Annotated in this window: 18 protein-coding genes and 4 pseudogenes; 3 read left to right on the top strand and 19 right to left on the bottom strand. The window is 55.9% G+C overall.

What is annotated here, in order from left to right; genetic code table 11:
• Positions 1-157: 157 nt before the first annotated feature.
• Positions 158-1,471, top strand: coding sequence for a glutamate/aspartate:proton symporter GltP (gene gltP / locus BHE85_RS12425; protein WP_000789589.1), 1,314 nt, complete (start codon positions 158-160; stop codon positions 1,469-1,471).
• A gap of 190 nt (positions 1,472-1,661) precedes the next feature.
• On the opposite strand, the pseudogene yjcO reads toward gltP, so the two are convergent.
• The 7 genes and pseudogenes from yjcO to yjcS form a co-directional block, all read right to left on the bottom strand.
• Positions 1,662-2,350: pseudogene (yjcO, locus tag BHE85_RS12415) on the bottom strand (Sel1 family TPR-like repeat protein YjcO).
• 93 nt (positions 2,351-2,443) lie between these two features.
• Positions 2,444-4,590 (bottom strand): annotated as a pseudogene (gene fdhF, locus BHE85_RS12410) (formate dehydrogenase subunit alpha).
• 197 nt (positions 4,591-4,787) lie between these two features.
• Positions 4,788-6,254, bottom strand: coding sequence for a multidrug efflux transporter outer membrane subunit MdtP (mdtP, locus tag BHE85_RS12400; protein ID WP_039064347.1), 1,467 nt, complete (start codon positions 6,252-6,254; stop codon positions 4,788-4,790).
• Positions 6,251-8,303, bottom strand: a pseudogene (gene mdtO, locus BHE85_RS12395) (multidrug efflux transporter permease subunit MdtO). Before mdtO ends, mdtP begins: the two are co-directional and overlap by 4 nt.
• Complete coding sequence (gene mdtN / locus BHE85_RS12390) at positions 8,303-9,334, bottom strand: multidrug efflux transporter periplasmic adaptor subunit MdtN (RefSeq protein WP_000446385.1); 1,032 nt, start codon at positions 9,332-9,334, stop codon at positions 8,303-8,305. The pseudogene mdtO and the gene mdtN overlap by 1 nt, the downstream one beginning before the upstream one ends.
• 18 nt (positions 9,335-9,352) lie before the next feature.
• Positions 9,353-9,628: a YtcA family lipoprotein gene (locus tag BHE85_RS12385; protein ID WP_004988094.1), complete on the bottom strand. Its 276-nt coding sequence runs from the start codon at positions 9,626-9,628 to the stop codon at positions 9,353-9,355.
• 208 nt (positions 9,629-9,836) lie between these two features.
• Positions 9,837-11,822 carry an alkyl sulfatase YjcS gene (gene yjcS / locus BHE85_RS12380; protein WP_001066002.1) on the bottom strand — a complete coding sequence of 662 codons (1,986 nt, stop codon included), beginning with the start codon at positions 11,820-11,822 and terminating at the stop codon, positions 9,837-9,839.
• A 252-nt stretch (positions 11,823-12,074) separates the two neighbouring features.
• On the opposite strand from yjcS, the gene BHE85_RS12375 reads away from it, so the two are divergent.
• The gene (locus tag BHE85_RS12375; RefSeq protein ID WP_001183287.1) at positions 12,075-12,392 is read left to right on the top strand and encodes an RpiB/LacA/LacB family sugar-phosphate isomerase; all 318 of its coding nucleotides are present in this window, start codon (positions 12,075-12,077) and stop codon (positions 12,390-12,392) included.
• A gap of 68 nt (positions 12,393-12,460) precedes the next feature.
• On the top strand, positions 12,461-12,790 hold the full coding sequence (gene yjdP, locus BHE85_RS12370; RefSeq protein WP_000819746.1) for a DDRRRQL repeat protein YjdP: 330 nt from the start codon (positions 12,461-12,463) through the stop codon (positions 12,788-12,790).
• A gap of 146 nt (positions 12,791-12,936) precedes the next feature.
• On the opposite strand, the pseudogene phnP reads toward yjdP, so the two are convergent.
• The 12 genes and pseudogenes from phnP to phnE form a co-directional block, all read right to left on the bottom strand.
• Positions 12,937-13,694: pseudogene (phnP, locus tag BHE85_RS12365) on the bottom strand (phosphonate metabolism protein PhnP).
• 1 nt (position 13,695) lies between these two features.
• Positions 13,696-14,145 carry an aminoalkylphosphonate N-acetyltransferase gene (gene phnO, locus BHE85_RS12360; RefSeq protein WP_001110505.1) on the bottom strand — a complete coding sequence of 150 codons (450 nt, stop codon included), beginning with the start codon at positions 14,143-14,145 and terminating at the stop codon, positions 13,696-13,698.
• Positions 14,132-14,689, bottom strand: a complete 558-nt coding sequence (gene phnN, locus BHE85_RS12355) for a ribose 1,5-bisphosphokinase (protein WP_000971894.1) — start codon at positions 14,687-14,689, stop codon at positions 14,132-14,134. The genes phnO and phnN overlap by 14 nt, the downstream gene beginning before the upstream one ends.
• Complete coding sequence (gene phnM / locus BHE85_RS12350) at positions 14,689-15,825, bottom strand: alpha-D-ribose 1-methylphosphonate 5-triphosphate diphosphatase (RefSeq protein ID WP_000586305.1); 1,137 nt, start codon at positions 15,823-15,825, stop codon at positions 14,689-14,691. The genes phnN and phnM overlap by 1 nt, the downstream gene beginning before the upstream one ends.
• Complete coding sequence (gene phnL / locus BHE85_RS12345) at positions 15,822-16,502, bottom strand: phosphonate C-P lyase system protein PhnL (RefSeq protein WP_000611423.1); 681 nt, start codon at positions 16,500-16,502, stop codon at positions 15,822-15,824. Before phnL ends, phnM begins: the two co-directional genes overlap by 4 nt.
• A gap of 110 nt (positions 16,503-16,612) precedes the next feature.
• Positions 16,613-17,371, bottom strand: a complete 759-nt coding sequence (phnK, locus tag BHE85_RS12340) for a phosphonate C-P lyase system protein PhnK (RefSeq protein WP_001075526.1) — start codon at positions 17,369-17,371, stop codon at positions 16,613-16,615.
• Positions 17,368-18,213 carry an alpha-D-ribose 1-methylphosphonate 5-phosphate C-P-lyase PhnJ gene (phnJ, locus tag BHE85_RS12335; protein WP_000002283.1) on the bottom strand — a complete coding sequence of 282 codons (846 nt, stop codon included), beginning with the start codon at positions 18,211-18,213 and terminating at the stop codon, positions 17,368-17,370. Before phnJ ends, phnK begins: the two co-directional genes overlap by 4 nt.
• Positions 18,206-19,264, bottom strand: coding sequence for an alpha-D-ribose 1-methylphosphonate 5-triphosphate synthase subunit PhnI (gene phnI / locus BHE85_RS12330; protein ID WP_004988074.1), 1,059 nt, complete (start codon positions 19,262-19,264; stop codon positions 18,206-18,208). Before phnI ends, phnJ begins: the two co-directional genes overlap by 8 nt.
• Positions 19,264-19,848 carry a phosphonate C-P lyase system protein PhnH gene (gene phnH, locus BHE85_RS12325; protein WP_000171623.1) on the bottom strand — a complete coding sequence of 195 codons (585 nt, stop codon included), beginning with the start codon at positions 19,846-19,848 and terminating at the stop codon, positions 19,264-19,266. The genes phnI and phnH overlap by 1 nt, the downstream gene beginning before the upstream one ends.
• Positions 19,845-20,297 (bottom strand): phosphonate C-P lyase system protein PhnG, encoded by a 453-nt coding sequence (gene phnG / locus BHE85_RS12320; protein ID WP_000542749.1) that lies wholly within the window; start codon positions 20,295-20,297, stop codon positions 19,845-19,847. The genes phnH and phnG overlap by 4 nt, the downstream gene beginning before the upstream one ends.
• Positions 20,298-21,023 (bottom strand): phosphonate metabolism transcriptional regulator PhnF, encoded by a 726-nt coding sequence (phnF, locus tag BHE85_RS12315; RefSeq protein WP_001301447.1) that lies wholly within the window; start codon positions 21,021-21,023, stop codon positions 20,298-20,300.
• A 20-nt stretch (positions 21,024-21,043) separates the two neighbouring features.
• Positions 21,044-21,823 (bottom strand): phosphonate ABC transporter, permease protein PhnE, encoded by a 780-nt coding sequence (phnE, locus tag BHE85_RS12310; protein WP_001193503.1) that lies wholly within the window; start codon positions 21,821-21,823, stop codon positions 21,044-21,046.
• Positions 21,824-21,914: the final 91 nt, after the last annotated feature.

Raw genomic sequence — 21,914 nt, 5'->3', positions numbered from 1 at the left:
CTGTTGTTAAAGGGTTGCGCAACATACCGCGCAAATGATACTGATCATAAGCGTTAAAAAAATCTACAAACCAACGCAACACAATTCATGCCTGGCAGTATGTCACGTTCTCGCGTTTCTGAACGGGGAACGGCGCTCCATTGAGGAAGTTATTCTGATGAAAAATATAAAATTCAGCCTGGCCTGGCAGATTCTGTTTGCTATGGTGCTGGGCATTCTCCTGGGAAGCTACCTGCACTACCATAGCGACAGCCGCGACTGGCTGGTCGTCAATTTGCTCTCTCCGGCGGGTGATATCTTCATCCATCTGATTAAAATGATTGTTGTGCCGATTGTGATCTCCACGCTGGTGGTGGGTATCGCGGGTGTGGGTGATGCCAAACAGCTCGGGCGTATTGGCGCGAAAACCATTATTTACTTCGAGGTGATCACCACCGTCGCCATCATTTTGGGGATCACTCTGGCGAACGTCTTCCAGCCCGGTGCCGGGGTGGATATGTCGCAGCTGGCGACCGTCGATATCTCGAAATATCAGAGCACTACGGAAGCGGTACAAAGCAGTTCCCACGGCATTATGGGCACGATTTTGTCGCTGGTGCCGACGAACATTGTGGCGTCGATGGCGAAAGGCGAAATGCTGCCGATCATCTTCTTCTCGGTGCTGTTTGGTCTGGGGCTTTCCTCCCTGCCCGCGACGCATCGTGAACCGCTGGTGACCGTGTTCCGCTCCATCTCTGAAACCATGTTTAAAGTGACTCACATGGTGATGCGTTATGCACCGGTGGGTGTGTTTGCGCTGATTGCGGTGACGGTGGCTAACTTTGGTTTCTCTTCTCTGTGGCCACTGGCGAAACTGGTGCTGCTGGTGCATTTCGCCATTCTGTTCTTCGCGCTGGTAGTGCTGGGAATTGTGGCGCGCCTGTGCGGGTTAAGCGTCTGGATCCTGATTCGTATTCTGAAAGATGAGCTGATTCTGGCGTACTCCACTGCCAGCTCTGAAAGCGTACTGCCGCGAATTATTGAGAAGATGGAAGCCTACGGAGCACCGGCGTCGATCACCAGCTTCGTGGTGCCGACCGGTTACTCTTTTAACCTTGATGGTTCGACGCTGTATCAAAGTATTGCCGCTATTTTCATCGCTCAGCTGTATGGCATTGACCTGTCCATCTGGCAGGAAATCATTCTGGTGCTGACGCTGATGGTGACCTCGAAGGGGATTGCTGGCGTGCCGGGCGTGTCGTTTGTGGTGTTGCTGGCAACGCTGGGTAGCGTAGGTATTCCGCTGGAAGGTCTGGCGTTTATTGCTGGTGTTGACCGTATCCTCGACATGGCGCGTACTGCGCTGAACGTGGTGGGTAATGCGCTGGCGGTGCTGGTGATTGCCAAGTGGGAACACAAATTTGACCGCAAAAAGGCGCTGGCTTATGAGCGTGAAGTGCTGGGCAAATTTGATAAAACTGCGGATCAATAATTGAAGATTGCCGGGGTTATCCACCCGGCAATGTGTGGATGCCTGATGCGACGCTGGTGCGTCTTATCAGGCCTACGCCAGACAGCGCAATAGCCTGATTTAGCGTGATTTTGTAGGTCGGATAAGGCGTTTACGCCGCATCCGACATCAACGCCTGATGCGACGCTTAACGCGTCTTATCAGGCCTACCTTAACCGTTGGTTAATTTTTCAAACTCTTCACACCCGGTATCAAACCCTTCCATACAGCTCAGGTTCAACCAGTGCAGCGCCTTTTGTTTGTTCTTCTCGATAAAACCTTCTTCACCGTTTAAGAACATCATTCCCGCCCAGTACTCGGAATAACCGGTTCGGGAAATTGCAGAGCTGCGTTTGAAATACTAGGTTGCCTTGTCATCGTCGGCCTTAATACCCACGCCGTTGGCGTAAATCAAACCAAGCAGCATTTGGGCATCGACGGCAGAGTCGTTCTCCAGATCTTCCGAGGCTTTTCTAACAGCGAAATCGCCTTTGGATAATCCGGTTTACCCGCTTGAGTATTTACCAGAATATGCGCCAGCGTTACTTCACCTTCTTTACTGCCCGCTTGCGCCGCTTTCTCTGCAAGAACTTTTGCTTGTGGATAGTCCAGACTGCCCGGATTGGTGATTTTGATCTGCGCCAACAGCGCGCAGGCATCAGCATCACCGCTGTCGGCGGCTTTCTGTGCCCAATATTCGGCTTTGCTCAAATCGCCGGAGCTAAACCAGCTGTCGGCAAGAAAATATTGTGCGCGTCGGTCCCCGGCCTCTGCTGCCTTTAAATACTGGCTGCCAGGCTCGGAGTCGTTGGCGTGGGCAAAGAATGTCAAAAACAACATCAATGCGATAATTTTTTTCATTTTGATAATACGATTGGGTAGGGAGTAACCAGTATAAAGAGTTCGAATGGATAAAAAAACAGCCTCCGAAAGGAGGCTGTAGAAAGGACTGTATTACGCCAGTGCCGCTTCGCGCAGGCGAGTTTTCAACTTGTTGTACTCGTCAATCACGTACTGCTCGGCGGCGCGCTGATCGGCGATCGGCTCGACGCGCACGGCGCAGTATTTGTATTCCGGCGTTTTCGTAATCGGGCTTAAGTTTTCGGTAACCAGCTCGTTACAGGAACCAATCCACCACTGGTAGGTCATGTAAATCGCCCCTTTGTTCGGACGATCGCTGACCTGCGCACGGGTGATAATTTTGCCTTTACGCGAGTGCACCCAAACCAATGCCTCATCTTCAATACCCAGACGTTTGGCGTCTTCGGTATTGATTTGTGCGTAGCCAGGTTCATCAGCCAGCGCCGCCAGTGCCGCACAGTTACCGGTCATCGAACGGCAAGAGTAGTGACCAACTTCACGCACCGTTGACAGTACCATCGGGTACTCGTCGGTGAGTTTGTCGATTGGCGCTACCCAGTCGCAGGTGAAGAACTGCGCCAGACCGTTCGGGGTATCAAACTTCTCTTTAAACAGATAAGAAGTCCCCTGATCGGCATCTGAAGTATCGCGGCAAGGCCACTGAATGAAGCCCTGTTCGCCCATTTTCTCGTAAGTCGCACCGTAGAAATCCGGGCACAGATGACGCAACTCATCCCAGATCTCCTGGGTGTTGTTGTAGTGCATCGGATAACCCATACGGGTGGCGATTTCACTGATGATTTGCCAGTCCGTTTTCAGATCCCATTTCGGTTCAACTGCTTTGAAGAAACGCTGGAAGCCACGGTCAGCCGCAGTAAACACGCCTTCATGCTCGCCCCACGACGTTGACGGCAAAATGACATCCGCCGCCGACGCGGTTTTGGTCATAAAGATGTCCTGAACGATGACCAGTTCCAGATCTTCAAAGGCTTTACGTACTGCCGACAGCTCCGCATCAGTTTGCAGCGGATCTTCGCCCATAATGTACGCGGCACGCACTTCGCCATGCGCTGCGCGGTGCGGCAGCTCGCTGATGCGATAGCCGGTATGAGCAGGCAGGCTTTCCACGCCCCAGGCTTTGGCGAATTTCTCGCGGTTAGCCGGATCTTTCACGTACTGGTATCCCGGATACGTATCCGGCAGCGCGCCCATATCGCAGGCACCCTGCACGTTGTTCTGACCACGAACCGGGTTTACACCCGCATGCGGCTTACCGAGGTTACCGGTCAGCATCGCGAGGCTGGTCAGAGAACGCACGGTTTCCACGCCCTGGTAGAACTGGGTTACACCCATGCCCCACAGGATGGCGGCGCTTTTCGCCTGGGCATACATCCGTGCCGCCTGACGAATCTCACTGGCGCTGACGCCGGTGATATCTTCAACCGACTCCGGCGTGTAGCCTTCAACGATTTTACGATACTCTTCAAAGCCTTCTGTACGGGAAGCGACGAACGCTTTGTCGTACAGATTTTCTTCAATAATGACATGGCCCATCGCATTCAACAGCGCGATGTTCGAGCCGTTTTTCAGTGCAATGTGCATGTCAGCAATGCGCGCGGTTTCAATTTTGCGCGGATCGCAGACGATAATTTTCGCCCCGTTACGTTTAGCGTTAATTACGTGATTCGCCATGATTGGGTGGGAATCCGCCGGGTTGTACCCGAAAACGAACACTAAATCGGTATTATCAATTTCGTTAATAGCATTGCTCATTGCGCCATTACCGACCGATTGGTGCAGACCTGCAACCGATGGGCCGTGTCAGACACGAGCGCAGCAGTCAACGTTATTGGTACCAATAAGGCGCGCGCAAATTTTTGCATTACATAGTTGGTTTCGTTACCCGTACCACGCGAGGAGCCGGTCGTCTGGATGGCATCCGGACCGTACTTCTCTTTGATGGCGCTCAGGCGCTCGGCAACGTAATTCAGTGCCTCATCCCAGGAAACAGGTTCGAGTTTGCCGCCACGCTGGCGACGGATCATGGGGGTTTTCAGGCGCGGGGTCAGGATCTGGGTATCGTTAATGAAGTCCCAGCCATAATAACCCTTCAGACACAGGGTACCCTGGTTGGTTTTCCCCTGCGCTGCCTCCGCCCGGACGATTTTGCCGTTATCGACGACCAGGTTGATTTTGCAACCTGATGCGCAATAGGGGCAAACCGTGACGACTTTTTTCATCGGTCTCGCTCCAGTTAATCAAATCACGCATACGCGCTCTCGACTACAGTATGCATCTTTTATGCCACATTTTATTTGGGGTCATTCCCTGATATTACGGGCACTATTTATTCAAAACTCTGACGAAAAACAGGCTGTCGTCAGTTTTGACGTGACGAAACGAAATACCGCGTGACAGCCATCACGCGGCAGACATTTTATTTTTTCTCGACGACGGGAGCCGCCTGATACCCGCCGCCCAGCGATTTCATCAACTGAATGCTGTGGATCACCCGGCGGCTGTCCAGCATCAGTAATGACATCTCTTCGGCAAGCACTGGCAACCGGGCTTCGGTGGCCTGTAAGCGGCTGGTTAAGCCGCGCTGATAGGCGGCCTCGGCAGCGCGCTGGGTGAAGCGCGTTGCTTCCACGCGTTCAGCCTGCATTTCTCGTTCGTCGTTGAGCGTTTGCAGACGCGTGCCGTTGACGGCAACGTCACGCACCGCGTTCAGTACTGACTGGTTGTAACGTTCAATCATCATGTTGCTGGCGGCGCGAGTGCCTTCGAGATTGGCATTCAACCGTCCACCGTCAAACAGCGGCAATTTCAGACCCGGGATGAAGTTGAACTGGCGACTGGTTTTTTTGAATAAGGTATCCAGGTGGATGGAGTCCAGACCGAAAAACGCTTTGATATCAAAGCTCGGGTAGAACAGTGCCCGCGCGGAATCCACCTGATCTAATGACGCCTGAACATACCAGCGCATGGCTTGCAGATCCGGGCGTCTGGCGAGCAACTCATAAGAGAGTGTCGCCGGAATGCCGGTCTGGACTCGTGGTAATGCCACCGGTTTGATCTCCGGCATATCGCTGGCCCCCGCGCCAATCAATGCACGCAGAGATTCTCGCGTTTCGGTGATTTGCCCTTTGACGGCAGCAATTTGTTTATCGACCGCCAGAATCTGTGCCCGCGCGCCGTGGAAAGGCACTTGTGCTTCCAGACCGTGCGCCACTTTACTCTGGTGCGCTTTCACCGCGTAATCAATCATATCGCGAGTTTGTTCTAACAGATCGAGCATCTGATAGCTGGCCTGCATACTGTAATAAAGCTGCGCTACGCCCGTGGTCAGCGATAGCTCTACTGCTGCGGTTTCTGCCAGCGCGGCATTATGCGCGCCAATGGCGGCGGCAACCGCTGAGCGATGCACACCCCACAAATCAAGATCCAGTCCGGCAAACAAACCTACTGTGGCTTCCGTATAGTACGGCCCGTCCATACCCAGTGAGGGCGCATCCATCGCATAAGGGCTTAAAAAGCCGTTCGCCGAGACGCGTTGGCGGTTGAGCATCCCTAACGCTGCGACCTGTAATTGTGAACCGGCATCTAACAAATCGGCCTGGGACTGCGCTTTTTCTTCCCGCAGTTTCGCTTCGGCGAGGGTGTGTGAACCACTTAGCGTCCGTTGGATCAGCGCATCCAGCTGCGGGTCATTGAGTTGTTTCCACCACTGCGCCTGCGGCCAGCCGGAGCTGGCAAGATGAATATCGTCGGCCAGTTTGATTTGTTCCGGTTTGAGCTGTTGATGAGGTGCAGAATCCTTACGTACCAGGGCACAGCCGGAAATCAGCGTCGTGCTGCCGAGAATGCTGCACAACAGCAGACGTGAAAGTTGACGATTGATCATTGCGTGGCTCCTTGTGCCTGTTCCGTGGCGGGCGTTAATGCCGGGGCTGTCCAGTCTGGCAAGCGGGCGAAAAGCTGGCAGACGTGTTGCTCCTGTTTTAATAAGGTGGGCAGGATGGCCTGCGAGGCGGGTGTCTCTTCAAGCGTTATTTGAGGAGAACAGCTGAGTGCGGTTGCCAGACCGGCAGCGTATTTTTCCAGGGCGTCGGCAAACTGACCTGCTCTGTCCGGCTGTAGTGCGTTATCCAGCGCCTGCGCCGAGTTCCAGGTGGCATCCCAGGCGTGAAGAAGATCGCGGCCCTGACGAATAACCGTTTGCGAACGTTCAATCAGTAAGGCGCGTTCTTCGCTGTCCAGTTGACGCTCCAGCGCCACGCGTTGGCACATCTCTTCACAGGCATTAAACGCCGCATGCAGACCTATACGAATTTGCAGATAAGTGCGCAGAGCCGTGACTTCCTGCTGGCGTGGGATCCGCATTACTTTACTTAGCATACCCAGCGCACCGGCTAGTTTTTGCGGCAGAGTGCGCGCTTCACTTTCAGGCCAGACAAAGGTGTAAATCACCGCGGACACCACGGTACCAATGATGATACCCAGGGCGCGATCGCGAATTTCCACCAGGTCGTACACTGGGCCAAAAAACGTTTTCGAGCGTGGCGAGCGCGAAGGTGACGACCATCTGTGTGCCGATATAAGAAGAGCGTTCAGAGCTGGTGGCAATCCATGCGCCCAACAGGAAAATCGGTGCCAGCACAAACAGCAATTCGACAATATTGTCCAGCCAGGGCATGACCAGTAGCGTGAATAACAGCGCCAGAATCGCGCCGCAAAAGGCCCCGCCAAAACGCAGCACCATCTTCTGGTACGACGAACCGACATTTGGATTAGCGACGATCACGCAGGTCAGCATACAGGTGTGAATGCCTTCCCAGTCCACGCCGCTGTAAAAGGTGTAACAGATCAAACAGGCGAGCAATGTTTTTACCGCGTAGCGTATATAGTCTGGATTGGTAAAAGCATCGGCGACCATTGATGGCGGTTTGGCGGCGGGCGTTGGCGGCGTATTCGGGTTCATCTGGCCCAGTTGTAACAACGTCTGGCAGATATTCTCCAGGTTACATTCCCGTGCCGCCACCGCTTCACTTTCACTGATCCGCCAGTCGCTTTGCCAGCACTGACCTTCAGCAACGGCATGCTGCAGCTTGTTGATTTCTGAGGCTAATTTTTGCCGAAATTCAATAATTGCCTGAGAATCAGCAAAAGAGGTGGGATCGTAGCGATTCAGCGTCGAGTAAATGTAGGTTACCGTTGCCACGCAGCTTTGCCACCATGCGCTTTGAGTTCGCCAGTTGGCATCGTCCGCGAGACAAAAGACATTCAGTTTTTGCAGCGCCAGCGCCTCTCTTTCAATCCGCGTTTCGGGTAGCGGTGCGAGGCTGTCTGTCAGGTGACTAATGGCATCATCAAGCCGATCATTAAGCGCCTGATGCATTTGCGAAATGGCACGACTGGGAAACCACAGCACGCCGATTAACGTCATCAGCAAGGTTGGATAGAGGCCAACAACGATACACCACAGCGTTAAGCGCACGACCACTTCCGGATAGTCGAGCATGGCGGGGAAGGTTTGCCCGTAAATGGCGACAATGGCGACAGCGAAAAAGACCAGTCCCAGCCGATGGGTGCGCATCAAAAACATGCAGCCCATCAGGATCGGCCCGGCGATGATCAATCGGATCAACGGTTCGCCGTATGACCATTTGTAGATCAAAAACAGGCTGCCGATCTCCAGCACCGTGGCAACCACAAACAAGATCGCCACAAATTTGGTGTAAAACGCGTTCGACTGAATACCGTAAAACAGCACTGCCAGCGATAACGCCACAAAAGGGATCTCAAAAGTCATCGAGATCAGAATCACCAGCAGGCAGCCTACCCAGAGTTGCACGATCTGCGGCACGCGGCCGGGTCGCCGCTCGCTTAACTCTTCATGAAAGAACGCCAGCAGCCTGACCACCGGTAATGGCAGGGAGTTGAGCGCGCTCATTATTGCGGCTCAAGATTAGCGACTGCCGAAGCGCCGATGCGGAACATTTCCGGGTCAGGTTTATCGACCATGATTTTGACCGGAAAACGCTGGGCAACGCGGACCCAGTTAATAGAGCGAGAAACTTTCGGCAGGCCGCCCAGCACCAGGCCGCCGTCATTCGGTAGCACACCGTAGCCAATCGAATCCACTTTACCCTCGAAGGTTTTGCCGCTGTCACTCATCAGGCGAATCGTTGCGGGTGTACCTGAGCGAATATTTTTCAGATCGGTTTCGCGGAAGTTGGCGATCACGTACCAGTGACGAGTGTCGATTAGGGTAAAAATAGGGCGCATGGCAGAAGCAAATTGCCCGACGGAGGTTTTGAGGGAAATGACCCGGCCATCAAACGGCGCGCGAACGGTCGCCATTTCCAGATGCAGTTTGGTCAGGGCAATATCCGCTTCGACCGCCGCACGCTGGGCAACTAATACATCCACGCCGCTGACGGCGCTGGCGGCTGACTGCGCCTGTAACAATACGGCATTAAGATCCGCTTCTGCGGCGCGCTGCGCCGTTCTTGCACGGTCAACATCTTCCGCTGAGACAAAACCTTCTTTCAGTAATGGCTCGGTGCGGCGTAATGTATCTGTGGCCTGTTTCGCGGCGGCACGTGCTTTTTCTACCGTGGCATTAACCGAGTCGGCACCAAACTGTTGGGCGTCAACGCTACGCTGGGTGAGCATAATTTGCTTATCCAGCGCCGCGAGGGAGGCTTCAGCTTTCGCCAGATTGGCTTCGTACGGGCGCGGGTCAATGCGGAACAGCAAATCGCCCTGTTTGACTGCCTGGTTGTCGGTGACCGCCAGTTCTACAATGCGGCCGCTGACTTCCGGCACCACATCAATGGTATCTGCTGACGCGTAAGCGTCATTAGTTGATGGCGCACTGTCTACGCGCCAGATAACGAAAACAAGGGCAACCAGCGCCAACGCAACCACTAACAGAGCAGGGAATTTACTGCGAGGAGCTTTTTTCGGCGTACTTTCCATGAGCGCGTCTCAAATAGATTAGAAAAATGCCAGCCAGAACAGCATGGCGTAGACAGCAAAAAGGGCGGTATAAATAATTCCGACAAATGCCAGATTGATATTTGCCCGCTGAATAATTCGCCTCGTGATTAGCGTCAAAATAAGGCTGGCAATGGCGCAGAAAAACCAGCTGGGATAATAAGCGCCGATCACCGGGATTGCCGGAGATAATGAGCATCCCGAAACCATGAAGACGGGAATTATCCAGGCTGTTTTTTTGAGTTGCATCGCCATGCGAGAGAGAACTGTTGGCATATTAAATACATCCTGTTTGCTGCGAACAATATCTGTAGTGAATATCAATATCCATTGAAGGCGTCAGTATGGCTATTTTCTTGATGAATAAAAATAGCTTTATTCAGCCACCGCATTCATAACTTATATATTTTATGTGTTAATTGATTGTATGTATTTTTATAATAAATGCTTTTGGGGGCTTAAGCGCCCCCAAAAGTGAGTGGCATTAATTTGGGGTTACGATATTCACCCACAAATCGAAATTATCCAGACAGGCAATAATTTCTTCCAGTTTCGCGCCATTGCCAATAATTTTGGCTTTCTTCGCTTTTACCAGATCCGCCATTTTGGCTTGTCCTGTCAGCACGGCGTGCAGATCTTCACGGCTGATGTAGAAAGAGGCGTCGGCTTGCGGTTGCAGTGTTTTACGGTAGTTAAGCACGCTATCGTTCAGCGTCAGGTTGAGGTTATCGCCGTTGCTCATATTGAAGTTCAGGCTGATATTTTTACCCGCAGCTTTCGCGCTATCGAGGCGAACGGACATAAAGTCGAACAGCATTTCGACCGACATCCCGCGAATGGTGTCCGGGGAACCGGTGGTGCCGTGGCTGAACTTATGCACCCCTTCGCGCAGCTCTTTCGCGCCGGTCAGGTAGAAACCGCGCCAGGTGGCGGACTCGGCCTGATAGCCCAGCTGTTCAAAGTTATTCGCTTGCAGATTCTTCGCGACCTGGTCACCCGGGTTGGCGGCAATCACCTGTTTCAGCAGTTCTGCCGACCAGCGGTAATCACCTTGCTTGTTCGCTTCTTGCGCCAGGCTGATGACACGGGCAGAACCGCCCAGCGCCTGCACGTAACGTTTACCCATCTCCACCTGACCATACGGATGCAGGTTAGCCGGGTTACCGTCGTAATAGCCAAGATAGAAGTTATACACCGCGCGGGCGTTGTGGCTGACAGAACCGTAATAGCCACGGCTGGCCCAGTTATTGGCAAGTGCAGGCGGCAGTTTAATCATGTCGCCGATTTCATTCATGGTGTAGCCCTGGTTCGCCAGGTGCAGGGTCTGGTCGTGAATGTACTTGATAGTATCGCGATATTTACCAATATAATCATTGATATGCTTATTGCCCCGGACCGGCCAGGTGTGCGGCATAAACAGGACTTCCGCGTCGTTACCCCACATATCCAGCGTTTCGTTCAGATACTCGGTCCACTTGCTGGTGTCGCGGGTTTTCGCGCCGCGCAGAGTGTAGAAGTTGTGCAGGGTATGCGTGGCGTTCTCGGCGGTACACAGCGCTTTCAGGGCCGGAATATAGAAGTGCATTTCGGCTGGTGCTTCGCTACCTGGGGTCATCAGGAAGTCAAACTCCAGGCCGTCGATAATCATCTTCTCACCGGTTTTGGTGATGGTTTTGTTCGGTGCGATGATGCTCGGGTAGCCCGATGCCAGCGTTACGCCAAGACCATTGCCGATGTTACCCTGAGGGTTATGCGCCAGCAGCAGGCCGTAGGAGTAAAGTGCACGGTGGCTCATAATATTACCCGCCAGTACGTTTTCGCTGATGGCTTCGTCCATAAAGCCAGCAGGGGCGATAACCTGCACTTTACCGGATTTCACATCAGCTTCAGAGATAATGCCTTTCACGCCGCCATAGTGGTCGGTATGGCTGTGGGTATAAATAACCGCAACAATCGGTTTTTGCGGGCGATTTTGGAAGTAAAGGTCAAGGGCGGCTTTTGCGCTCGGTGGCGTCACCAGCGGGTCGATGACAATAATCCCGGTATCACCTTCGATAAAGGTGATGTTGGAGATATCCTGACCGCGAACCTGGTACATTCTGTCGGTGACTTTAAACAGGCCGGAAATACCGTTTAACTGCGACTGACGCCACAGGCTAGGGTTAACGGTTTCGGGCGCGGGCGCATTGATATCAAATTTATAATCTTCCCCGCGATAATATGGTTTGCCATTAGCATCGCGCAGAATACCTTCATCCAGCAGCGGAGCGATAAATCCACGCTGAGCGTCGTCAAAATCCTGACGATCGCTAAACGGTAATGATTTGGCGTAATTCTGATTAACCTGTTGGGTATATTGAGTGGCGGCTTTCGCTTCCTCTTTCGCGTTAGCGGTATTTACCATCATGCCGCTGGCGGCAGTTAACGCAATAACAATTCTGCTCAAACGGAATAACCGAGAGTTATTCATATAAATCTCCATTTATCATTTATGTCGTAAATATGTAATCCATACAAAATACGTCATTTAAAGCTGGGGTTATCATAATTGGGAATTTGCGACTTTAATAAGTGGAAGTGTGAGCTGAACGATCCATTTTATTAGGCATTTGTGCTGAAGAGAGAAAATTACGCGAATTTATTATCTCTGTAAATAATATGAGGTGTTTTATATATTTATTATATATATTGTACTTCGGCAAATACTGAGCACAATTTATCAATGCAACCGGTGTTTCTTTTTAAAAAACGTACCGGAGCAATGGGCGGTCATGTCGCTGGCACCGCAGGATTCTGCGTTGCTGTGCCAGCCTTTTATTCATGGTCAATGAGTGAGGTGATTGATAAAGACACCAGGTCGTCAGAGCGCACTGATTATCCGCATTATGCCAGTGAAGTTGCACTGGCTTTTGGTTCACGAGTGGTTGGCCTCGAACTGGCAAAAATGATTGTGGATGCGTGGCTGGGCGCACAGTACGAAGGCGGTCGTCATCAACAACGCGTGGAGGCGATTACGGCAATAGAGCAGCGGAGAAATTGAGATTCATCCACTACTTGCATGGATGAGTAATGATTAATGTGGATAGAGTTTCTTTTTGAGGTTGGCTAATGAAACGCTTTCCGCTATTTCTTTTATTCACCCTGCTCACGCTGTCCACCGTTCCGGCCCAGGCCGATATTATCGACGACACCATTGGCAATATTCAGCAGGCGATTAACGACGCTTATAACCCTGACCGTGGGCGAGACTATGAAGATTCGCGCGACGACGGCTGGCAGCGTGAAGTGAGCGACGATCGGCGCAGACAATATGACGACCGCCGCCGCCAGTTTGAAGATCGCCGCAGGCAGCTGGACGATCGCCAGCGCCAGCTTGATCAGGAGCGTCGGCAGCTAGAAGATGAAGAGCGGAGAATGGAAGATGAGTATGGGCGATGAGGTTGGGTATGGAGCAGGCATCGCCCCTCACCCCAATGGGGAGAGGGAGAAAACCAGCGCAATATTCAATATCGAGCACAATCGGTCCCCTCGCCCCTCTGGGGAGAGGGTTAGGGTGAGGGGGCCAGCGCGCACATTCCCTCTCATCACGCCACCCCAATCTCCATCCCATCAAATCCCGCCTCAAACCCCGACGGCAGTGCGTTTTCCATCAGCCACGCATCAAACTGGTGGCTGATATGGGTCAGAATCACCCGTGGCGAGCGGATAACCTGATTCAGCGCCAGCACGGTGTTTAAATCACAGTGACTACGTGGCGCATCCTCGCGCGGCGGGTGGCTGCAATCAATCACCATTACCTGCGGCTGATTATTGCGTAAAAATTTCAGCGTTTTTTCCGGCAAGCCTGCGGTGTCAGACAGCCACGCCACCCGGCTGTGTGCCGTTTCCAGCAGATAACCGAAGGTCAGTTTTGAGTGGTTGAGCGGCAGGGGCGTGACCTGTAACCCCTGCAAATCAAACACCACAAACGGTTCCACCGTGTGGCTGAAATCAAGCAGGCCCGGATGTTTAAACAGATCGTCGCAGCCCTGTTCATCCGGCGGGCCGTAAACCGGGATCGGATCGCCCACGCCCCAGCGCAGCGGGAATAGCCCCTGCACGTGATCCATATGGTAGTGCGTCAGCAAAAACTGCTGGAACGATCCGGGCGGCCAGCGATCGGCGAGATCGTGCAGCCCGGCGTCGATCAGGGTGATTGCGTCGTTAAACTTCACTACGCCGCTGCATGGCTGGCGGCGATACTGCGGTGAGCGCCGCGCTCTGGCGCAGGCTACGCACTCGCAGCCCCATGCCGGAACGCCTGTGCGCCGCCGGTGCCGGTGAGCGTGAGGGTCAGGCTCATGTTACAGCGCCTTGGTGAAGCGGAAGTGGCTCTGCTCGTAGCCTTCACGCAGGTAAAAACGGTGCGCGTCGTGGCGCTTCACGTTGGTGGAAAGTTCGGTCATTTCGGCCCCGGCCTGGCGGGCTTCTTCTTCTGCCCACGCCAGTAACTTACTGCCGACGTTCAGACCGCACGCCTGCGGCATCACCACCAGTTCCTGAATTTCGCCGATCCAGTTGACATGATGCAGATGAAACTGCAAATGCAGGCCGATCATGCCGACAACTTCGCCATCCAGCAGCGCCAGATGGTAGCGCATGCTCGGGTAGCGCATGCTCGGGTCGCGCAGGTTGGCGTTAAAGCCCACGCGAAACGCGTGGTGGTCAAACTCCGCCTGTTTTAGCTCACAAATCAGCGCGTAAACCGCGTCGGTATCGTACTGCGTGGCCGGGCGAAGCTCACAAGCAGGCATGGTGTTTCTCCTTCTGATGAATCAGCGTCAGCAGTGTGTCGACCGACTGGCGCAGGCTGCCGTCATTGTTGAGCGTATGGCAATCCTGTGGAGTATAGCGGGCGGCGCGCGCCAGCCGGGCGTTAATTTCACTGGTGTTTTCACGGCCACGGTTTTTCAGGCGCTGGCGCAGGATCTCCGGCGAAACCTGTAAACAGACGGGCAGCAGCGCCGATTGATAGCGCGCCCGTGCCTGCGGCAAATGCGCGCGTGAACCGTTGACGACTACGTCGAATCCAGCGTGCAGCCAGAGGTCAATCTCGATGCCGACGCCATAATACAGACCGTTAGCGTGCCAGCTTAAGGCCAGCAGGTTTTGCCCCGCGCGGGTAAAAAACTCCCGCTCACTCAGGGCGATATGGTTTTCACTTCCGGCGCTGGCGTCGCGCGTGATGTAGCGATGCGCCACCAGTAACTGCGTTTGTTCCCGCAGGCGGAGTTCCGCCAGCAGGCTGTCTTTCCCGGAGCCGGACGGCCCCATTAACCAAATCAGTTTTCCCATCATCAGAACACCCTTTTACCCTGACGCCAGACGTGGTCGATATGAATGTGATTGCCCTGGCGATGCGCCAGCACCAGGTCAGCGCGTTTACCCTCGCCAATCACCCCGCGATCCTGAAGATTCAGCGCCTGCGCCGGATTTTTGGTCACCAGCCTCACCGCCTGCGGTAGCGTAAAGCGGTTGCTCTCGTCATCGGCGACGCGGAACGCCGCATCCAGCAGGCTGGCGGGGTAGTAGTCGGAAGAGAGGATATCCAGCAGACCAAGCTGCGCCAGTTCACTGGCCGCCACATTGCCGGAGTGCGAGCCGCCACGCACGATATTTGGCGCACCCATCAGCACGTTCATGCCATGCTTACGCGAGGCTTCCGCCGCTTCGAACGTGGTGGTAAATTCGGCGATCACGCTGCCAAGTTGGTGGGATTCGGCAACGTGGGCGTGCGTGGCGTCATCGTGGCTGGCGAGCGCAATTTGTCGCGCGCGGCACAGGGCGGCGATGGATTCGCGATTCGGCTGCGACCAGCGTGCGGCGAGCGCCAATTGCTCTTCTTCGTACTGCTGCATCTGCGCATCGGTGAGGGAGTATTTGCCCTGATAATATTCGCGATACTTCTCGCGGTTAGCGAACTGGCGCTGGCCCGGTGAGTGGTCCATTAGCGACACCAGCGTCACCGGTTCGCGCTGAACCAGTTTTTCAAACAGCGGCAGTGTGGTGTGATGCGGCAGCTCGCAGCGCAGGTGCAGACGGTGCTCGGCGCGGTTGACGCCGCGTTTCTGCGTCTCTTCGATGGTGTTGATCATCTTCTCCAGATTCTCCAGCTGATCGCCGCCGTCGCGCACGTCGCCAATCGCCACCGCGTTCAGCACGGTGGTGATGCCGCTTGCCACCATCAGCGCGTCGTGGCTGCTCATCGCCGAATGGGCGGGCCAGTCGACTTTCGGGCGCGGGGTGAAGAATTTATCGAGGTTGTCGGTATGCAGCTCAATCAGGCCGGGTAGTAGCCAGCCACCTTCGCCGTCCATCGCTTCTGGCAGGCGGCTCTGGCTTTCGGCAAAGGCGCGGATTTCGCCATCCTGCACCTCCAGCGAACCGTGCACCACCTCGTTTTCCAGCACCAGCTTAACGTTATTGATAATCATGAAGAGGCTCCCATTGGGTGCAGGCGGTCGGCGACGTCATTACGTACAGCTTCGTCATGGAAGATGCCGACGATGGCTGCGCCACGGGCTTTGGCTTCGTGAATCAGTTCCACCACCGCGGCGCTGTTTTTGGCGTCCAGCGAGGCGGTAGGTTCGTCGAGCAGCAGAATGGGGTAGTCGACGATAAAGCCGCGGGCGATGTTGACGCGCTGCTGTTCGCCGCCGGAGAAGGTCGATGGTGCCAGGTGCCACAGGCGTTCCGGCACGTTCAGGCGGGTGAGAAGACGCGCGGCTTTAGCGGCGCAGGCTTCACGCGGAACGCCGGTATCGAGCAGCGGCTGCATCACCACTTCCAGTGCTGAGATACGCGGGATGACGCGCAGAAACTGGCTCACCCAGCCGACTGTGGTTTTGCGGATTTCCACCACTTTGCGCGCTGGCGCGGTGACCAGGTCTACCCACTCGTCACCGTGTTTGATCTGGATTTGACCTTCGTCGGGTAGATAGTTGGCGTACAGCGAGCGCAGCAGGGTTGATTTGCCGCTGCCGGAGTGACCGTGGAGCACCACGCATTCGCCTGCGTTGACGGTGAGCGAGGCACGTTGTAAGACGGGCAGGCGTACGCCGTTTTGCTGATGCAGGATGAAGGTTTTACTGACGTTTTGTACGTTAATCATTTTTCGCCTCGTGGTTCGGGTGTCGGATGCGACGCTGACGCGTCTTATCCGACCTACGGGGAGCGCATTTGTAGGCCGGATAAGGCGTTTACGCCGCATCCGGCACCGGCTCAATTCTGCAAAACCGATGACACCAGCAGTTGTGTATACGGATGGTGCGGGTCGTCGAGCACGCGGTCGGTTAACCCACTCTCCACCACTTGCCCCTGCTTCATCACCAGCAAACGGTCCGCCAGCAGGCGGGCGACGCCTAAATCGTGGGTGACAATCACTACCGCGAGGTTCAGCTCCACCACCAGGCCGCGCAGCAGGTCGAGCAGGCGTGCCTGTACCGACACATCCAGTCCGCCGGTCGGCTCGTCCATAAACACCAGCTTCGGATGCGTCACCAGGTTGCGGGCGATCTGCAAACGTTGCTGCATGCCGCCGGAAAAGGTGGTCGGCAGGTCGTCGATCCGGTTGGCGGGAATTTCCACCTCTTCCAGCCACTTCTGCGCGGTGGCACGAATATCGCCGTAATGACGTGCCCCGGTCGCCATCAGCCGCTCGCCGATATTGCCGCCTGCCGACACCTGGCGGCGCAGGCCGTCGAGCGGATGCTGATGCACTACGCCCCATTCGGTGCGCAGCAGGCGACGGCGGTCGGCCTCGCTCATTGCGTACAGCGAACGGCTCTCATAGTGAATCTCCCCCTGCTGCGGCGTCAGGCGCGCGGAGATTGATTTCAGCAGCGTGGTCTTTCCGGAGCCGGACTCCCCGACAATGCCCAGCACTTCCCCCGGCCATAAATCAAAAGAGACATCGCTAAAGCCTTTGCCCGGCGCGTAAAGGTGGGTCAGGTTATTGACCGAAAGTAACGGTTGATTCATTGGTTTTTTGCCTCGCTCTGTTGGCGGCAATAATCGGTATCGGAGCAGACAAACATGCGGTTTCCGGCGTCATCCAGCACCACTTCATCAAGATAGCTGTGGGTCGATCCGCAGATGGCGCATGGCTCATCCCACTGCTGAACGGTGAACGGGTGATCGTCGAAATCGAGACTTTCCACGCGGGTAAACGGCGGCACCGCATAGATGCGCTTCTCGCGCCCCGCGCCGAACAGTTGCAGGGCGGGCATCATGTCCATTTTTGGGTTATCGAATTTCGGGATCGGCGACGGGTCCATCACGTAGCGCCCGTTCACCTTCACCGGATAGGCGTAGGTAGTGGCGATATGACCGAAGCGGGCGATATCTTCATACAGTTTCACCTGCATCACGCCGTACTCTTCCAGCGCGTGCATGGTGCGGGTTTCCGTTTCGCGCGGCTCGATAAAGCGCAGCGGTTCGGGGATCGGCACCTGGAAGATAATGATCTGATCTTCGGTCAGCGGCGTTTCGGGGATGCGATGGCGCGTCTGGATAAGCGTCGCATCGTCCGTACGTTCAGTGGTGTTTACCCCGGTCACGCGCTTAAAGAAGTTGCGAATCGACACGGCGTTGGTGGTGTCGTCTGCGCCCTGGTCAATCACCTTCAGCACGTCGCTTTCGCCAATCACGCTGGCGGTGAGCTGAATGCCGCCGGTTCCCCAGCCGTAGGGCATCGGCATCTCGCGCCCGCCAAACGGCACCTGATAACCGGGGATCGCCACCGCTTTTAAGATGGCGCGGCGGATCATGCGTTTGGTCTGCTCGTCGAGGTAGGCAAAGTTGTAGCCGCTCAGATTAGCCATGGTTCTGCTCCTGTTGCAGACGTTTGAGTAGCTCCAGTTCGGCCTGGAAATCGACGTAGTGGGGGAGTTTGAGGTGCGAGACAAAGCCTGCGGCTTCGACGTTGTCGGCATGTGCCAGCACGAACTCTTCATCCTGCGCCGGGCCTGTCGCGTGCTCGCCGTACTCCGGAGCCTGCAACGCACGGTCAACCAGCGCCATCGCTTTGCGCTCGCTCATGCCGAACACCAGCCCGTAGCCGCGCGTGAAGTGCGGCGGCTCATCCGGCGGGTCAATAAAACCGTTGACCATTTCACACTCGGTCATCAGCAGTTCGCCGACGTTCACCGCAAATCCCAGCTCTTCCGGCATAATCGACACGTCGATGTAACCACTGCGGATTTCGCCCGCGAACGGGTGATTGCGTCCGTAACCGCGCTGGGTAGAGTAGGCCAGCGCCAGCAAATAGCCTTCGTCGCCGCGCATCAACTGCTGCAAACGGGAAGAACGTGAACAGGGGTAAACTGGCGGAGTGCGGGTGATGTCATCCGGCTGTGCGCCGCTATCCTCTTCAAACTTCGCCAGCCCCTGACGCGCCAGCAGGCTGAAAACGTGCGGCGACGGGGATTGTTCGCTGTCTGCGGTGGTCAGCGTCGGCGCTTCGCCGTTTGCCAGCAGGGTGAAATCGAGCAGGCGATGGGTGTAGTCGTAGGTTGGGCCAAGCAACTGACCGCCGGGAATATCTTTATAAACCGCTGAAATACGCCGTTCGAGACGCATCTCCGTGGTGTCGAGCGGCTCGCTTACCGCCAGCTTCGCCAGCGTGGTGCGGTAGGCGCGTAGCAGGAAAATCGCTTCGACGTTATCGCCGCTGGCCTGTTTCAGCGCCAGCGCCGCCAGTTCGCGGTCGGCAATGCCGCCTTCGGTCATCACGCGATCTACTGCAAGATTAAGCTGCTGTTCAATCTGGGCGACGCTCAGTTCAGGCAAATCGGTATTGCCCCGGCGTCGGCTCTCTTGCAGGGCGTGGGCGGCGTCGATCTCCTTCTCGCCCCCTTTCACGGCAACGTACATCAGCACACCTCCACATGAGTGGTTCGCGGGATAGCCAGCAGCCGCTCGCCGCAGGTCAGGATCAGGTCGATGCCGAGCGGGAACGGGTGCGGGCGCTCGGTGAGTTCGTGCAGAATGCACTCCGGCAGCTGCGGAGCGATCATTCGTTCTTCGGCAATACCCGCGCCAGTAAGGCGCAGCATGCGCCCGCCGCTCAGGCTGACGACCTGTAAAATCAGCGTCGCGCCCGCTTCCGGCGCAACAGCGGTGCCGCTGGAAAGAGCGTTGAGCTGTTCGCTGGAAATCGCCTCATCCGTTACCGCGAAGGTCGCCAGTTCCGACTGATTGACCAGCGGCGCGTTGGTATGAAAACGCAGGCTCTGGCTGACGATATCGTTACTTAATGGCGCGGAAAGCCACACCGGCGTGTCGTTATCAGCCAGCGTCAGCAGCACGCTGGTGGTGGCGATATTCAGCGGCTGCCAGCCGCGTTTGAGCTGATGCAGGGCGACAATCACGCCCGGCTCGCTCATGGCCTTTAACAGGCGACGAAAACTGTGCTGGGCATCCTGCACAGGAAGCATAAAAGCGGTTTCCAGGGTCATGCGTTGTCTCCGCGAACCATCGTAAAGAAGTCGACCCGGCTGGCGTTCACTTCGGCCTGGCGTGCGGCAATGCGTGCCATACGGTCAGCGTCCAGTGGGGCAATAAGGGTTTCTGATAAGTTTTGAAAATGGCGAGATTGCTGCATCAACGCGTCAATCAGCGCGCAGCGTTCGGCGTGCTGTTTGTCGCGCCCCAGCACCCAGCTGTAGCCGAGGGGGCCGTCAGTCAGGCGTACGGCGGCGCGGGTCAGCGTGGCGTCGCCGGCAAAAAAGCGTTCGCCGGTACCGCCCATTCGCGGCTGAATCTGTACCAGGCCGGTTTCGGCGGTGCGGATCACTTCATAGTTGGCGGTGATGTTCAGCGCGTTCAGGCGGGCTGCCAGTTCAGCCGGTTGGCTGTGCGCCAGCATGGACATCCAGTGCTGGCGGGTCGCGATATCTGCGTGCATTCAGTGCTCCATAGTGAATTCAATCATGTCGGCGCGCGTCAGGCTGACGGAGTACTCCGCCGGGCTGCTTTCACCGTCACGGTGGTTAAGGGTGCGCACGCACAGCAGCGGCGACATATTCGGGATTTCAAGACGCTGGCACTCTTTGGCCTGGGCGCGGCGGGCGCTGATCCGCGTCTGGCTGCGGCGCAGCGCAATCCCGGTTTGCTCGCGCAGAAAATCGTGCAGCGAGCCGCTGTCGAAGCGTTGCAGCGTCGGCCAAAGGGTGAGGTCCGCAAAGTAGTGGTCGATTAAACAGAGCGCGATGCCGTTGACCCGGCGCAGGGTGCGCAGGTGGATGACGTTCTCCCCCTCGGTTATCCCCAGCGCGTCAGCGACGTGACCAGATGCCGGGCGCAGCACCGACAGCAGTTTTTCGCTGGTGGGATGGCTGCCCTGATCCAGCAGGTTCTGGCTAAAACGCGCCTGGGCGTTGAGCGGGTAATCGAACGGGCGCATCAGCACCAGCACGCCGACGCCCTGACGGCGCTGTACCCAGCCTTTTTCCACCAGTTGGTCGATGGCGCGGCGCAGGGTGTGGCGATTTACCTCAAAGCGCGCCGCCAGCTGCTGCTCGGCGGGAAGATAGTCGCCGCAGCGATAGTGTTGACGAAGCTCCTGCTCAAGTTTTGCGGCTATCTCCTGATAGCGTGTTGGGTAGCTGGTCGGATGTGTAGACAAGTGCATAGATATCAATGCCTCGCTTATCAGATAAAGTGCTTACGCAACCGTTGAGAGAGGAAATCCAGCAGGCTGACCGTGACGATGATAAGCACCATCAGGGCGCAGGTTTGTTGGAACTGAAAACCGCGAATCGCTTCCCACAGGGTGACGCCGATCCCGCCTGCACCGACCATGCCGACGACGGTCGCCGAGCGGACGTTGGATTCGAAGCGATAGAGGGAGTAGGAGATCAGCAGCGGCATTACCTGTGGCAGCACGCCGTAAAGGATCTCTTCCAGCTTGTTGGCGCCGGTGGCGCGAATGCCTTCTACCGGGCCGGGTTCGATCGCTTCCACCGCTTCGGAAAGCAGCTTGGAGAGCACGCCGGTGGTGTGGATAAATAGCGCCAGCACGCCAGCGAACGGGCCGAGACCGACGGCGACCACGAACAGCATGGCGAAGACCATTTCGTTAATGGCGCGGCAGGCATCCATCAGGCGGCGAACGGGCTGGTAAACCCACCACGGCACCAGGTTTTCGGCGCTCATCAGACCGAAGGGGATGGAGAGAACCACTGCCAGCGCGGTGCCCCAGACGGCGATTTGCAGCGTGACGGCCATTTCGGTGAGGTAATCCTGCCACTGGCTGAAATCGGGCGGGAAGAAGTCGGCAACGAAGGTTGCCATGTTGCCGCCGTCTTTAATCAGCGTAAGCGGGGCCATTTCCGCGCCCTGCCACGAGACGACCAGCACGGCGAGAACAACGGCCCAGCTCAGAAGCGAGAACCAGCTACGCTTGGGTGGGGCGATGGTGATGGTTTGCATGTTTGGCTCCGTTTAATGTTTTCTCCCTCTCCCTGTGGGAGAGGGCCGGGATGAGGGCATCAGCGTGCGCATTTTCCCCCTCACCCTAACC

This window comes from Shigella sp. FC1567, assembly GCF_001743015.1.
Lineage (GTDB): Bacteria > Pseudomonadota > Gammaproteobacteria > Enterobacterales > Enterobacteriaceae > Escherichia > Escherichia coli.
The sequence above is the reverse complement of the archived record's forward strand: the minus strand, read 5'-3'. Positions and strand labels throughout refer to the sequence as shown.